Origin of the sequence: Thioalkalivibrio thiocyanoxidans ARh2 (assembly GCF_000385215.1) — a bacterium.
GTDB classification, from domain to species: domain Bacteria; phylum Pseudomonadota; class Gammaproteobacteria; order Ectothiorhodospirales; family Ectothiorhodospiraceae; genus Thioalkalivibrio; species Thioalkalivibrio thiocyanoxidans.
In genome coordinates, this window is sequence record NZ_ARQK01000021.1 from 1 (window position 1) to 15,312 (window position 15,312).

A 15,312-nucleotide genomic window follows, 5' to 3' on the forward strand; every position below is an offset into this window, starting at 1 on the left:
CATCGCCGCCGTCAGCGTGGTCTTGCCATGGTCCACATGACCAATCGTCCCCACATTCACATGCGGCTTCTTACGCTCGAACTTTTCCTTGGACACAGCTCAAACCTCTTTCTACAGTTCTTTCGGATTACGCGATTCGGATCAGGAGGCCTTCGCGGCCACGGCCTCGGCGACCTGCGCCGGCGCCTCGGAGTACTTTTCGAACTCCATCGAATAGGTCGCGCGGCCCTGGCTCATCGAGCGCAGCTGGGTCGAATAACCAAACATTTCGGAAAGCGGGACCTCGGCCTTCAGCAGCTTCTGTCCCGCGATGTCTTCCATGCCCTTGACCAGGCCTCGGCGGCGATTGAGATCACCCATCACGTCGCCCATGTATTCTTCCGGCGTCTCGACCTCGACCTTCATCATCGGCTCGAGCAGCACCGCGCCGGCCTTCAGCGCGCCTTCCTTGAAGGCCATGGAGCCGGCGACCTTGAACGCCATCTCGTTCGAGTCAACGTCGTGGTAGGAGCCGTCGAACAGCGTGACCTTCACGTCCACCACCGGGTAGCCGGCAAGCACGCCGTTGGCCATCTGCTCTTCCACACCCTTGTTCACGGCCGGGATGTAGTCCTTCGGCACCACGCCACCGACAATGGAGTTGACGAACTCGTAACCGTCACCCGGCTCCTGCGGCTCGATGCGAAGCCAGACATGACCGTATTGACCGCGACCACCCGACTGGCGGACAAACTTGCCTTCGGTCTCCACGCTCTTCTTGATCGTCTCGCGGTAGGCGACCTGCGGCTGACCGACGTTCGCCTCCACCTTGAACTCGCGTTTCATGCGGTCCACCAGGACCTCCAGGTGAAGCTCGCCCATGCCGGAGATGATCGTCTGGCCCGACTCCTCATCGGTACGGACGCGGAACGACGGATCTTCCTGCGCCAGCTTGTTCAGCGCGATACCCATCTTTTCCTGGTCCGACTTGGTCTTCGGCTCGACGGCGATCGAGATCACCGGCTCCGGGAATTCCATGCGCTCGAGCTCGACCGGATCATTCGGGTCGCAGAGCGTACTACCGGTGTACAGATCCTTCAGACCGACGACCGCGCCGATATCGCCGGCTCGCAGCTCCTTGATCTCCTCACGGGAGTTGGAGTGCATCTGCAGGATACGGCCAATCCGCTCGCGGCGGTTGTTCTGTGTGTTCAGCACGGTATCCCCCGCACTCAGCACACCCGAGTAGACGCGCACGAACGTCAGGGAACCGACATAGGGGTCCGTCATGATCTTGAACGCGAGGGCGGCGAAGGGCTCGTCATCCGAGGCGTGCTTCGCGACCGGCTCTTCGGTCCCGGCCTTGACGCCCTTGATCGCCTTGACCTCTTCCGGCGACGGCAGGTATTCCACCACCGCGTCGAGCATGGCCTGCACGCCCTTGTTCTTGAACGCGGAGCCGCACAGCATCGGCACGATTTCCAGCTCGATGGTGCGGTGACGGATCGCCTGCTTGATCTCTTCTTCGCTGAGGGTGCCCTCATTGAGGTACTTGTCCATCAGCTCTTCGTTGGCCTCGGCGGCGGCCTCGAGCATGTTCTCGCGCCACTTCTCGGCCTCGGCCTGAAGCTCGTCGGGGATATCCTTGTATTCGAAGGAGATGCCGTAGTTATCTTCGTCCCAGAAGATGGCCTGCATCTTGACCAGGTCGATCACGCCGCGGAAGTTGTCCTCGGCACCGATCGGCAGCTGGATCGGGACCGGGTTCGCCTGCAGACGCTCTCTCATCTGCTCGTAGACACGCAGGAAGTCGGCGCCGGCGCGGTCCATCTTGTTGACGAACGCCATGCGGGGGACCGAGTACTTCGTGGCCTGACGCCAGACGGTCTCGGACTGCGGCTGCACACCACCCACGGCGCAGTACACCATCACCGCACCGTCGAGCACTCGCATGGAACGCTCCACCTCGATGGTGAAGTCCACGTGCCCCGGGGTATCGATGATGTTAACGCGGTGCTCATCGAACTGCTTGGCCATACCCTGCCAGAAGCAGGTGGTCGCCGCGGAAGTGATGGTGATCCCGCGCTCCTGTTCCTGCTCCATCCAGTCCATCGTGGCGGCGCCTTCATGGACCTCGCCGATCTTGTGCGACAGACCGGTGTAGAACAGGATGCGCTCGGTCGTCGTCGTCTTGCCGGCGTCGATGTGCGCGCTGATCCCGATGTTCCGGTAGCGCTTCAGTGGGGTCTTGCGTGCCACGTTGAGCCTCTCTAAATCGGTTTTACCAGCGGAAGTGGGCGAACGCCTTGTTCGCTTCCGCCATGCGGTGAGTGTCTTCGCGCTTCTTCACGGCGGTGCCCTTGGCGTCGGCGGCATCCATCAGTTCGCCTGCCAGCTTCAGCGCCATCGTGCGTTCGCCACGCTTGCGGGCCGCTTCCACCACCCAGCGCATCGCGAGGGCATCCTGGCGCACAGAACGAACTTCCACCGGCACCTGGTAGGTGGCACCACCCACACGGCGAGACTTCACCTCGACACGCGGACGGATGTTGTCCAGCGCGCGCTCCAGCGCACCCATGCCGTCGCCCTGCTTGGACTCGATCTGGTCCAGCGCGCCGTACACGACCTGCTCCGCAACGGACTTCTTGCCGTCGCGCATCACGGTGTTGATGAACTTGGCCAGGCGCTCGCTTCCGAATTTCGGATCAGGAAGGATGTGACGCTTGGGGGCAGCTGCTCTTCTCGACATGTTTCAGTTCCCGCTCTTGTACACGGTTAGGATTTCTTCGGGCGCTTGGTGCCGTACTTGGAACGACCCTGGGTGCGATTCTGCACACCCTGGGTGTCCAGGGAGCCACGCACCGTGTGGTAACGCACACCGGGAAGATCCTTCACACGACCGCCACGAATCAGGACCACCGAGTGCTCCTGCAGGTTGTGGCCCTCGCCGCCGATATAGCTACTCACTTCGTAGCCATTGGTCAGGCGCACGCGCGCAACCTTGCGCAGCGCGGAATTCGGCTTTTTCGGCGTGGTCGTGTAGACGCGGGTGCATACCCCGCGCTTCTGCGGCGAACCCTGCAGCGCCGGCACCGCACTCTTCTCGACGGGGCGCTTGCGGGGCTTGCGTACCAACTGATTGATCGTGGCCATGAAACCCTTTCTCCTAGCCTAAAAATAACGACAGGCCGGCGCCGTGACCGGCCTGTCGAGGGAGCGGAATTCTAATCGCCACCCCCTGAAGTGTCAACAGAAGGGGAGGCTATTCGGAGCCTTCCCCGGTAATTTCCGGACCCGAAGCGTCGGATTCGGTGTCAGCGGTCACCGCCGACTCCTCCTCGATGCTCTCGAACTCCGGCATTTCCAGCTCGCGCTTGCGTCGGCGTTCCTTGTGATACGCCAGCCCGGTCCCGGCCGGGATCAGGCGACCCACAATCACGTTCTCCTTCAGGCCACGCAGGTCGTCGCGGGCGCCACGGGTCGACGCCTCGGTCAGTACGCGGGTGGTCTCCTGGAAGGAGGCCGCGGAGATGAACGACTCCGTCACCAGCGAGGCCTTGGTGATCCCGAGCAGCACACGCTCGTAGGTCGCCGGCTGCTGGTCGTCGCCAAGCTTCTCGTTTTCCTCCAGGACACGGTTGCGATCGACCTGGTCGCCCGCGAGGAACTTGGTGTCGCCCGGATTGGCGATGTTCACCTTGCGCATCATCTGGCGAACAATGACTTCGATGTGCTTGTCATTGATCTTCACGCCCTGCAGGCGGTAGACGTCCTGGATCTCCTGGACCTGGTACTCGGCCAGGGTGGTAACGCCACGCAGCCGCAGGATGTCGTGCGGATCCAGCTCGCCATCGACCACGACCTCGCCCCGCTCCACGCGCTCGCCCTCGAACACGTTCACGGTGCGCAGTTTCGGGATCAGCATCTCGACCGGGTCACCCTGGTCCGGGGTAATCACCAGACGCTGCTTGCCCTTGGTCTCCTTGCCGAACGAGACGGTACCGGAGATCTCGGCCAGCACCGCCGGCTCCTTCGGACGGCGGGCCTCGAACAAATCGGCCACACGCGGCAGACCACCAGTGATATCGCGGGTCTTGGACGACTCCTGCGGCAGGCGGGCAATAACGTCACCAACCTCGACACGGGCGTTGTCCTCGAGATTGAAGATCGCGTTGGCCGGCAGCATGTACTGCGCGGGCATGTCGGTGCCCGGGATGTACACCTCGTTGCCGTCGTCGTCGACCAGCTTGACCGTCGGACGCAGGTCCTTGCCGGCGCTGGAGCGACTCTTCGGGTCCAGCACAACGTTCTGGGACAGGCCAGTGAACTCGTCCGTCTCCTTGGTAACGGTGACGTTCTCGACGAAGTCCGCCAGACGGATGTAGCCGCCCACCTCGGTGACGATCGGATGGGTATGCGGATCCCAGGTCGCGACCTCCTGGCCGGCCTCCACCGCATCGCCTTCCTTGACCGTGATGGTCGCCCCGTACGGGATCTTGTAGCGCTCGCGCTCGCGGCCCTGGTCGTCGATGACGCCCAGTTCCCCGGAGCGCGAGACCGCCACCAGGTTGTCCGCCTTGTTGGTGACGGTCTTCAGGTTGTGCAGGCGCACGGACCCGGCGTTCTTCACCTGGATCGCGCTGACAGTCACCGCACGGCTGGCCGCGCCGCCGATATGGAAGGTCCGCATGGTCAGCTGGGTGCCGGGCTCACCGATGGACTGCGCGGCGATCACACCCACCGCTTCGCCCTCGTTGACCTCGTGGCCACGGGCCAGATCGCGGCCGTAGCACTTGGCGCAGATGCCCTGGCGCGTCTCGCAGGTAATCGCGGAGCGCACCAGCACCTCGTCCACCGAGGCGGCGTCGAGCTTGTCGACCATCGCCTCGTCCAGCAGCGTCCCCGACGGGACCAGGACCTCGTCGGTCCCCGGGCGATGGACATCCACCGCCGTGGTACGGCCCAGCACGCGATCGCGCAGCGGCTCGACCACGTCGCCGCCCTCGATGATCGGCTTCATCATCAGGCCCTGCTGGGTGCCGCAGTCATGCTGCGTGACCACCACGTCCTGCGACACATCCACGAGACGGCGCGTCAGGTAACCGGAGTTCGCCGTCTTCAGCGCGGTATCGGCCAGACCCTTGCGCGCGCCGTGGGTGGAGATGAAGTACTGCAGGACGTTCAGGCCCTCGCGGAAGTTCGCGGTGATCGGCGTCTCGATGATGGAGCCGTCCGGCTTGGCCATCAGGCCACGCATCCCCGCCAGCTGACGGATCTGCGCGGCGGAACCACGCGCCCCGGAATCGGCCATCATGAAGATCGAGTTGAAGGAGTCCTGCTCCACCGCCTCGCCCTCGGCGTTGGTGACCTGCTCCTTGCCGAGCCGCTCCATCATCGCCTTCGCGACCTGGTCATTACAGTGCGACCAGATGTCGACAACCTTGTTGTAGCGCTCGCCCTTGGTGACCAGACCGGAGGCATACTGGTCCTCGATCTCCTTCACCTGCTCTTCGGCGCTTTGCAGGATCGGCTGCTTCTCGTCGGGGATGACCATGTCATCCGCGCAGAACGAGACACCGGCGCGAGTGGAATAGTAGAAGCCGGCGTACATCAGCTGGTCCGCGAACACCACCGTGTCCTTCAGGCCCAGGCGGCGGTAGCAGGAGTTGATCAGCGCGGAGATGGTCTTCTTGTTCAGCTCGCGGTCGATCAGCTCGAACGGCAGGCCCTTCGGCATGATGCGCGACAGGATCGCGCGACCGACCGTGGTCTCCACGCGCATGGACGGCAGCGGCTCGCCTTCGGCGACGTCCGCCATGGTGTCGGCGATGCGCACGGTGATACGCGCATGCAGATCGACCTGCTTGTGCTCGTAGGCGCGGTGCACCTCGTCCACGTCGGAGAAGGTCATCCCTTCGCCCTTGGCGTTGACCTTCTCGCGCGACAGGTAGTACAGCCCCAGCACGATATCCTGCGACGGCACGATGATCGGCTCGCCGTTCGCCGGCGACAGCACGTTGTTGGAGGAAAGCATCAGCGTGCGCGCCTCCAGCTGGGCCTCGAGCGACAGCGGCACGTGCACGGCCATCTGGTCACCGTCGAAGTCGGCGTTGAACGCGGCACAGACCAGCGGGTGCAGCTGGATCGCCTTGCCCTCGATCAGCACCGGCTCGAAGGCCTGGATACCCAGGCGGTGCAGGGTCGGGGCGCGGTTCAGCATCACCGGATGCTCGCGGATCACCTCTTCGAGGATATCCCAGACCTCCGGACCTTCCTTCTCCACGGCCTTCTTGGCGGCCTTGATGGTGGTGGCCAGGCCACGGCGCTGCAGCTTGCCGAAGATGAACGGCTTGAACAGTTCCAGCGCCATGCGCTTGGGCAGGCCGCACTGGTGCAGACGCAGGGTCGGGCCCACCACGATCACGGAACGACCGGAGTAGTCGACGCGCTTGCCCAGCAGGTTCTGACGGAAGCGGCCCTGCTTGCCCTTGATCATGTCGGCCAGGGACTTCAACGGGCGCTTGTTGGTGCCGGTGATCGCACGGCCGCGACGGCCGTTGTCCAGCAGCGCATCCACGGATTCCTGCAGCATGCGCTTTTCGTTACGCACGATGATGTCCGGGGCGTTCAGCTCCAGCAGGCGGCGCAGACGGTTGTTGCGGTTGATCACCCGGCGGTAGAGGTCGTTGAGATCGGAGGTCGCAAAACGGCCACCGTCCAGCGGCACCAGCGGACGCAGGTCCGGCGGCAGCACGGGCAACACGGACATGATCATCCACTCCGGCTTGTTGCCGGATTCCAGGAACGACTCGATCAGCTTGAGACGCTTGCCCAGACGCTTGATCTTGGTCTCGGAACCGGTCTCGGCCAGGTCCTGGCGCAGCTTGGCCGCCTCACCCTGCAGGTCCATCTCCTTGAGCAGGGACAGCACGGCCTCGGCACCCATCATCGCGGTGAAGTCGTCGCCGTGCTCCTCCATCGCCTCGAGGTACTCCTCGTCGGTCAGGAGCTGGCCCTTCTCCAGCGTGGTGAAGCCCGGGTCGATCACGATGAAGGACTCGAAGTAGAGCACCTTCTCGATGTCCTTCAGGGTCATGTCGAGCAGCAGCCCGATGCGCGACGGCAGGCTCTTCAGGTACCAGATGTGCGCGACCGGGGAGGCCAGGTCGATATGACCCATGCGCTCGCGGCGCACCTTGGTCTGGGTCACCTCGACGCCGCACTTCTCGCAGACCACACCCCGGTGCTTCAGGCGCTTGTACTTGCCGCACAGGCACTCGTAGTCCTTCACCGGGCCGAAGATCTTGGCGCAGAACAGGCCGTCGCGCTCCGGCTTGAAGGTCCGGTAGTTGATGGTCTCCGGCTTCTTCACCTCGCCGAACGACCACGAACGGATCTGGTCCGCGGAGGCCAGGCCGATACGGATCGCATCGAACTCTTCCGGCTGGGTCTGCTGCTTGAACAGATTGAGGAGGTCTTTCATTCGCTATGCCTCACAAAGCGTTGGGTCGAGGGGTGCCCTGCACCCCTTCGGATCACATTCGGATCGGAGGAGATCAGTCCTGCTCCAGCTCGATATTGATGCCGAGCGCCTTGATCTCCTTCATGAGCACGTTGAACGACTCGGGGACGTTGGCCTCCATGTGGTGCTCGCCGTCGACGATGTTCTTGTACATCTTGTTGCGGCCCTGCACGTCGTCCGCCTTCACCGTCAGCATTTCCTGCAGGGTGTAGGCGGCACCGTAGGCCTCCAGCGCCCAGACCTCCATCTCGCCGAAGCGCTGGCCACCGAACTGCGCCTTTCCGCCCAGCGGCTGCTGGGTGACCAGCGAGTACGGGCCGGTGGAACGCGCATGCATCTTGTCGTCGACCAGGTGGTTCAGCTTCAGCATGTGCATGTAGCCGACGGTCACCGGGCGATCGAAGGCATCGCCGGTCCGCCCGTCGAACAGTTCGGCCTGCCCGGTCTCGGGCAGATCGGCCAGACGCAGCATCTCCTTGATCTCGGCCTCCTCGGCACCATCGAACACCGGCGTGGCCATCGGCACGCCACCGCGCAGGTTGCGGCAAAGCGCAATGATCTCGGCGTCCGACATCGAGTCGAGGTCGACTTTCTTCTCGCGGTGGTTGTAGATCTGGCCCAGGAACTCGCGCAGCCTCGCGATCTCGGCCTGTGCCTCGAGCATGCGGTTGATCTTGTCGCCCAGCCCCTTCGCGGCCCAGCCCAGATGCACCTCCAGCACCTGCCCGACGTTCATCCGCGACGGCACGCCCAGCGGGTTCAGGACCACGTCGACCGGGGTCCCGTCGTCGAGGAACGGCATGTCCTCTTCCGGCACGATCATCGAGATCACGCCCTTGTTCCCGTGGCGGCCGGCCATCTTGTCGCCCGGCTGCAGACGGCGCTTCACGGCCACGTAGACCTTGACCATCTTCTGCACGCCCGGCGGCAGGTCGTCGCCCGCGGCGACCTTGGCCTTCTGGTGCTCGAATTTCTTGTCGAACAGCTCGTGCTGTTCCTGCAGCTGGCGACCGAGGTCCTCCAGCTGCGAGTTCACGGCGTCGTCCTTCAGGCGCACCTCGAACCACTGGTCGCGGGACAGGCCCTGCAGGTACTTCTTGGTGACCTTGGAGCCGTCACCCAGCCCTTCCGGGCCACCGGCCGCGGCCTTGTTGAGCAGCAGCTTCTCGACGCGGGCGTAGATATCGTCCTCGTAGATTCGCAGCTGGTCCTTCAGGTCCTTCTTGACCGCGGCGAGGTCGTCTTCCTCGATCGACTTGGCACGCGCATCCTTCTCCACGCCATCGCGGGTGAACACGCGCACGTCGATCACCGTGCCCTCGATGCCGGACGGCACACGCAGGGACGTGTCCTTCACGTCCGAGGCCTTCTCGCCAAAGATAGCCCTCAGCAGCTTCTCTTCCGGGGTCAGCTGGGTCTCGCCCTTCGGCGTGACCTTGCCAACCAGGATATCGCCCGGGTTCACCTCGGCGCCGACATAGACCACGCCGGATTCATCCAGCTTGTTCAGCAGCGATTCGGAGACGTTCGGGATATCCGCGGTGATCTCTTCCTGGCCCAGCTTGGTGTCGCGGGCGACACAGTTGAGTTCCTCGATATGGATCGTGGTGTAGCGGTCTTCCTGCACCACGCGCTCGGAGATCAGGATGGAATCCTCGAAGTTGTAGCCGTTCCAGGGCATGAACGCGACCATCATGTTTTGCCCCAGGGCCAGCTCGCCGAGATCGGTCGAGGAGCCATCGGCCAGCACATCGCCGCGGGCGATCTCGTCGCCTACCGCGACCAGCGGACGCTGGTTGATGCTGGTGTTCTGGTTGGAACGCGAGTACTTGGTCAGGTTGTAGATATCCACGCCCGGCTCGCCGGCGACGGTCTCGTCATCGTTCACGCGCACCACCACGCGGGCGGCATCCACGGAATCGACCGTACCGCCGCGCTTGGCGACGATCGCGGAACCGGAGTCGATGGCCACCGTGCGCTCGATACCGGTGCCCACCAGCGGCTTGTCCGCGCGCAGGCAGGGCACGGCCTGACGCTGCATGTTCGCGCCCATCAGGGCGCGGTTGGCATCGTCATGCTCCAGGAACGGCAGCAGCGCGGCGGCCACGGACACGATCTGCTTCGGCGAGATATCCATGTACTGGATCTTGTCCGTCGTCGAGATCGTGAACTCCTCCTGGAAACGGCAGGAGACCAGATCGTCAGTCAGACGTCCTTGCTCGTCCATCGCCGCGTTCGCCTGGGCGATCACGTACTGGCTCTCCTCGATCGCGGACAGGTACACGATCTCGTCGGTGACCTTGCCGTCCTCGACCTTGCGGTACGGCGTCTCGAGGAAACCGTAGCGGTTGGTGCGGGCGTACACGGCCAGCGAGTTGATCAGGCCGATGTTCGGGCCTTCCGGGGTCTCGATCGGGCAGACGCGACCGTAGTGGGTCGGGTGCACGTCGCGCACCTCGAACCCCGCGCGTTCGCGCGTCAGGCCGCCCGGGCCCAGCGCGGAGATACGGCGCTTGTGGGTCACCTCGGACAGCGGGTTGTTCTGGTCCATGAACTGCGACAGCTGGCTGGAGCCGAAAAACTCCTTGACCGCGGCGGCCACCGGCTTCGCGTTGATGAGTTCCTGCGGCATCAGGCCTTCGCTCTCGGCGACGGTCAGGCGCTCCTTGACCGCACGCTCGACGCGTACCAGCCCCAGACGGAACTGGTTCTCGGCCATCTCGCCCACGCTGCGGATGCGCCGGTTGCCGAGGTGGTCGATATCGTCGGTACGGCCGTTGCCGTTGCGCAGATCGATCAGGACCTTCAGCACGTCGAGGATGTCCTCGGGCGACAGCACGCCCGGGCCCTCGTCGGTATCGCGCCCGACACGGCGGTTGAACTTCATCCGGCCGACCGCCGACAGGTCGTAGCGGTCCTCGGAGAAGAACAGGTTGGAGAACAGGTTCTCGGCGGCGTCCTTGGTCGGCGGCTCGCCGGGGCGCATCACGCGGTAGATCTCGACCTGGGCCTCCAGCTGCGTCTTGGTCGGATCCAGACGCAGGGTGTCCGACATGAACGGGCCGTGGTCGTAGTCGTTGGTGTAGATGGTCTCCACCGACGTCACGCCCTCGGCGCGCAGCTTGTCCAGCAGCTCCTGGGTCAGCGGGTCATTGGCAGCCGCCATCAGCTCGCCGGTCGACTCGTCCACCACGCCCTTGGCCAGCACGCGGCCGAGCAGGTACTCGTCCGGCACGCGCAGGCGATTGATGCCGGCCTTTTCGATCTCGCGGATATGCCGCGGGGTGATCCGGCGCCCGGCCTCGACGATCACGTTCTTGCCGTCGGTGATGTCCACTACGGCGGTTTCGCCGCGCAGGCGCTCGGGGATCAGATCCAGCTCACCGCCGTCTTCATCGAGGGTGATCTGGTTGAATTCAAAGAAGGTGGACAGGATCTCTTCCGTATCCATGCCCAGCGCGCGCAGCAGGATCGAGGCCGGCAGCTTGCGGCGACGGTCGATACGCACGTAGACCCCGTCCTTGGCATCGAACTCGAAGTCCAGCCAGGAACCGCGGTACGGAATAATGCGCGCGTTGTAGAGCAGCTTCTGGGCGCTGCCCTGGGTCTTGCCACGGTCGCTGTCAAAGAACACGCCGGGCGAACGGTGGAGCTGGGACACGATCACGCGCTCGGTCCCGTTGATCACGAAGGTCCCGTTCTCGGTCATGAGCGGCATCTCGCCCATGTAGACCTCCTGCTCCTTGACCTCCTTGACCACGGTGGAGCCGGCGGGGGCCTCCTTGTCGTGGATCACCAGGCGCAGCAGGACACGCAGCGGGGCCGCGTAGGTCACGCCACGGATCTGGCATTCCTTCACATCGAACAGCGGCTCGCCCAGGCGGTAGCTCACGTACTCGAGCTGGACATGACCGGAATAACTGACGATCGGGAAGACCGACTGAAACGCCGCGTGCAGGCCCAGCGCGTCGCGCGCGTCCGGGCCCTTGTCGGACTGCAGGAAATCCCGGTAGGAGGTCAACTGGGTTTCCAGCAGATACGGGACGTCCAGGATCTGGGGACGCTTCCCGAAGTCCTTGCGGATACGTTTCTTTTCGGTATAACTGAGGGCCATGGCTTACCTCGGCGGCTAACTGAACAACGCGCGAAAAAACACGCGCCACCACGGGCTGAGGCTGACGACCAGAAGGCCGCCAGCCTCAGGGCTTCGTGATGTACACGAAAACAACAGGCGCAAGCGCCTTTTACTTCAGTTCGACGGTGGCGCCAGCCTCTTCCAGCTCCGCCTTCATCTTCTCGGCTTCTTCCTTCGCCGCGCCTTCCTTCACGGTCGCCGGCACGCCTTCGACCATTTCCTTGGCCTCCTTCAGGCCCAGACCGGTCAGGCCACGGACGACCTTGATCACGCCAACCTTGTTCTCGCCAAAGCTGGACATGACGACGTCGAACTCGTCCTTGGCTTCGGCGGCAGCGGCTTCACCACCACCGGCGGCGGCCGGGGCAGCCGCGACGGCGGCGGCGGCAGAAACGCCGAACTTCTCTTCCATCTCGCTGATCAGGTCCACGATTTCCAGGACCGTCATGTTGCCGATGGCTTCCAGGATGTCTTCTTTCGAAACGGCCATTTTTACTCTCCTAACGGGGGACACCCGTATTCATTCAGTACTTGCTCAGAAACGGCTTGATGAGGTTCAGGCTGCCTGCTTCTGGTCACGAATTGCTGCAACGGTACGCACGAGCTTGCCCGGGACTTCGTTCACCGTGCGGGCGAACTTGTCGAGCGGCGCCTTCATGGTGGCGAGAAGCTGCGCAAGGGCCTCTTCACGCGTCGGCAGGCTGGCGAGGCGATCGATGTCGTTCGCCCCCATCAGCTGCCCACCAAAGGACACCAGCCGGACCTTCAGCTGTTCGTTTTCCTTGGCGAAGGACTTCACCAGGCGCGCGGCGGAGCTCGGCTCCTCCTCGCTGAAGGCCAGGATCAGCGGGCCCTGCAGCTCGGGCTGCATGCACGCGAAATCCGTACCCTCGATGGCACGCTTGGCGAGGTTGTTCTTCACCACCCGCAGATAGACCCCGGAATTGCGGGCCTGCCGACGAAGGTCGGTCATCTGCGCGACCGAGAGACCCCGGTATTCCGCGGCGACCGCGGAATGCGCCGAGGCAGCAACCGTAGCCAGCTCCGAGACAATTGCCTTCTTGTCGTCGAGATTCAAAGCCACGTTGACTCTCCTCTAGTAAGACCCCCCGAAGGCGGTCGTGAAACCGGGCGAACCCGGCACTTCGGTGCTCCCGTCGCAGGTACTTCCTGAATCGGGTGACACCATCTGCGCAGGCTGGTGGATTAAGCCACCCCGCGAACGGGGCGGCACCTGCGGTCTTGGATGGCGTGCCGCTTGCGCGACAGCCGACCAAAAACCAAAAACCAAAAATCTTCTTACAGGGCCAGCGAGGCCTGATCGACCTTCACGCCCGGCCCCATCGTCGTGGAAACCGTGACGCCCTTGACGTACTGACCCTTGGAGGTCGCCGGTTTCATTTTGACCAGATCCGCCAGCAGCGCGTTCAGGTTGTCCGCCAGCGAGCTGGAGTCGAAGTCCGCCGCCCCGATGGTGCAATGGACGATCCCGCCCTTGTCGGTACGGTAGCGCACCTGGCCGCCCTTGGCGTTGGTTACCGCCGTGGCCACGTCCGGGGTCACGGTGCCGACCTTCGGGTTCGGCATCAGGCCTCGCGGACCGAGGATCTGGCCGAGCTGACCGACGACACGCATCGCGTCCGGGGATGCAATCACCACGTCAAAATCCATCTGGCCGGCCTTCACCTGCTCGGCGAGGTCATCCATGCCGACCACATCGGCACCGGCCTCCTTCGCGGCGTCGGCGTTCGCGCCCTGGGTGAACACGGCCACGCGCACGGTCTTGCCGTTGCCGTGCGGCAGCACGGTGGAGCCCCGCACGACCTGATCGGACTTGCGCGGGTCGACGCCAAGATTCACGGCCACATCAACCGACTCGCGGAACTTGGCCTTCGGCAGGTCACGCAGAAGTTCAAAGGCCTCGGTCACCGGATACAGACGGCCGGGCTCGACCTTCTCGCGGATGGCCTTCATTCGCTTGGTCATTTTCGCCATGTCAGAGACCCTCCACTTCGAGGCCCATGCTGCGGGCACTGCCGGCAATGGTGCGCACCGCCGCGTCGAGATCGGCGGCCGTCAGATCCGGCTCCTTGGTCTTCGCGATTTCCTCGAGCTGGGCCCGAGTCACGGTGCCGACCTTGCTGGTGTTCGGCTCGCCGGAACCCTTTTGCACACCCGCGGCCTTTTTCAGCAGGATCGCCGCAGGCGGCGTCTTGGTGATAAAGGTAAAGCTGCGATCCGAATAGACGGTGATCACAACCGGAATCGGCAGACCGGGCTCGATCTCCTGGGTCTGGGCGTTGAACGCCTTGCAGAACTCCATGATATTCACGCCGCGCTGACCCAGCGCCGGCCCGACGGGCGGACTCGGGTTGGCCTTGCCGGCGGGCACCTGAAGCTTGATATACGCTTCGATTTTCTTCGCCATGATGACTCCCTCGGGTGCAAGCGCCTTGCGGCTCCCCGATTAGCAGTGGTGACGTCGGTACGTCAGGTTTTCTCGACTTGGTGGAATTCCAGTTCCACGGGTGTCGAGCGACCAAAAATCTGGACGGCGACGAGGAGGCGACTCTTTTCGTAGTTCACTTCCTCGACCACGCCATTGAAATCGTTGAACGGGCCGTCGATGACGCGCACCATCTCGCCCACTTCGAAGAGCACCTTCGGCCGCGGCTTTTCGGCACCCTCCTGCATGCGCTGCAGGATGGCCTCGGCTTCCTTGTCACTGATGGGAGCCGGCCGGTCTGCCGTGCCACCAATAAAGCCCAGCACGCGCGGGACGGCCTTGACCAGGTGCCAGGCCTCGTCGTTCAGGTCCATCTGCACCAGGACGTAGCCCGGGAAAAATTTGCGCTCGCTCTTGCGCTTCTGGCCGTCCTTCATCTCGACGACCTCTTCGGTGGGCACGAGGATCTGACCGAAGTGGTCCTGCATGCCGAAACGCTCGATGCGCTCCTCCAGCGACCGCTTCACCTGGGCCTCGAACCCCGAGAATGCCTGTACGACGTACCAGCGTAGTGCCATGGAGAGAATCCTGTACCTATCCGATGAAACGACCGATGCCCCAGCCCAGGAACATATCCAGGAGCCAGAGGAAGATTCCCACCATGATCACGACGGCAATGACGATCAGCGTGGTCTGCGTGGTCTCGACCCGAGTCGGCCAGACCATCTTGCGTACCTCGGTACGCGCATTGCCCATGAAGGCCGCCAGCTGATGTCCCTTCGCCGTGGTCATACCAATCCCCACGGCCACGCCGACCACGGCCAGCAAGCCGAGCACACGAATCAGAGTGGACTCGTCCGAGAACCAATAGAAGCCCATGACGCCTGCAATCAGCAGCGCCACGACTACCGCGAGCTTGAATGTATCCAGCCCGCCGGTCTGTTCCGATTGTTCACTCATGAATACGTATCACCCGGTACTCGCCGCCATCGGTGAAGATGGCAGGCCAGGAGGGACTCGAACCCCCAACCTGCGGTTTTGGAGACCGCTGCTCTGCCAATTGAGCTACTGGCCTAAAAATCGAATCGACAAGAAACAAACGCGAGAGACGACGCACCGGGCGCCGCCTCTCGCGGTCGATCGTTCAACTTATCTACTGTATCACTCGATGATCTTGGATACGACGCCGGCGCCGACGGTGCGGCCGCCTTCGCGGATCGCAAAGCGCAG

At 63.6% G+C, this 15,312-nt stretch carries 13 protein-coding genes and 1 tRNA gene; all 14 read right to left on the minus strand.

Translation table 11 applies throughout. From position 1 onward, the window contains the following. On the minus strand, positions 1 to 96 hold a 96-nt coding region (locus G372_RS13440), incomplete at its 3' end, for a GTP-binding protein (protein ID WP_018137563.1). A gap of 45 nt (positions 97 to 141) precedes the next feature. Next, positions 142 to 2,238, minus strand: coding sequence for an elongation factor G (gene fusA / locus G372_RS0100585; RefSeq protein ID WP_019624926.1), 2,097 nt, complete (start codon positions 2,236 to 2,238; stop codon positions 142 to 144). 22 nt (positions 2,239 to 2,260) lie between these two features. Next, positions 2,261 to 2,728 carry a 30S ribosomal protein S7 gene (gene rpsG, locus G372_RS0100590; protein ID WP_018865391.1) on the minus strand — a complete coding sequence of 156 codons (468 nt, stop codon included), beginning with the start codon at positions 2,726 to 2,728 and terminating at the stop codon, positions 2,261 to 2,263. A 26-nt stretch (positions 2,729 to 2,754) separates the two neighbouring features. After that, positions 2,755 to 3,132 carry a 30S ribosomal protein S12 gene (rpsL, locus tag G372_RS0100595; RefSeq protein ID WP_018862839.1) on the minus strand — a complete coding sequence of 126 codons (378 nt, stop codon included), beginning with the start codon at positions 3,130 to 3,132 and terminating at the stop codon, positions 2,755 to 2,757. Positions 3,133 to 3,241: 109 nt separating this feature from the next. Further along, positions 3,242 to 7,462, minus strand: a complete 4,221-nt coding sequence (rpoC, locus tag G372_RS0100600) for a DNA-directed RNA polymerase subunit beta' (protein WP_019624927.1) — start codon at positions 7,460 to 7,462, stop codon at positions 3,242 to 3,244. A 73-nt stretch (positions 7,463 to 7,535) separates the two neighbouring features. Beyond that, the gene (rpoB, locus tag G372_RS0100605; RefSeq protein WP_018865393.1) at positions 7,536 to 11,615 is read right to left on the minus strand and encodes a DNA-directed RNA polymerase subunit beta; all 4,080 of its coding nucleotides are present in this window, start codon (positions 11,613 to 11,615) and stop codon (positions 7,536 to 7,538) included. 130 nt (positions 11,616 to 11,745) lie between these two features. Continuing rightward, a complete protein-coding gene (rplL, locus tag G372_RS0100610) occupies positions 11,746 to 12,126 on the minus strand; it encodes a 50S ribosomal protein L7/L12 (protein ID WP_018137615.1) in 381 nt (126 codons plus the stop codon). 66 nt (positions 12,127 to 12,192) lie between these two features. Beyond that, positions 12,193 to 12,714, minus strand: coding sequence for a 50S ribosomal protein L10 (gene rplJ, locus G372_RS0100615; RefSeq protein ID WP_018865394.1), 522 nt, complete (start codon positions 12,712 to 12,714; stop codon positions 12,193 to 12,195). A gap of 221 nt (positions 12,715 to 12,935) precedes the next feature. Next, positions 12,936 to 13,631 carry a 50S ribosomal protein L1 gene (gene rplA, locus G372_RS0100620; protein WP_018865395.1) on the minus strand — a complete coding sequence of 232 codons (696 nt, stop codon included), beginning with the start codon at positions 13,629 to 13,631 and terminating at the stop codon, positions 12,936 to 12,938. A gap of 1 nt (position 13,632) precedes the next feature. Continuing rightward, positions 13,633 to 14,064, minus strand: a complete 432-nt coding sequence (rplK, locus tag G372_RS0100625) for a 50S ribosomal protein L11 (protein ID WP_018865396.1) — start codon at positions 14,062 to 14,064, stop codon at positions 13,633 to 13,635. Positions 14,065 to 14,126: 62 nt separating this feature from the next. Next, a complete protein-coding gene (gene nusG, locus G372_RS0100630; RefSeq protein ID WP_018865397.1) occupies positions 14,127 to 14,660 on the minus strand; it encodes a transcription termination/antitermination protein NusG in 534 nt (177 codons plus the stop codon). A gap of 16 nt (positions 14,661 to 14,676) precedes the next feature. After that, positions 14,677 to 15,042: a preprotein translocase subunit SecE gene (gene secE, locus G372_RS0100635; RefSeq protein ID WP_018865398.1), complete on the minus strand. Its 366-nt coding sequence runs from the start codon at positions 15,040 to 15,042 to the stop codon at positions 14,677 to 14,679. A gap of 39 nt (positions 15,043 to 15,081) precedes the next feature. Next, a tRNA-Trp gene (locus G372_RS0100640) sits at positions 15,082 to 15,157 on the minus strand. Positions 15,158 to 15,243: 86 nt separating this feature from the next. Then, positions 15,244 to 15,312 (minus strand): EF-Tu C-terminal domain-related protein (locus G372_RS13690; RefSeq protein ID WP_209223782.1); only part of this gene is annotated, 69 nt, incomplete at its 5' end.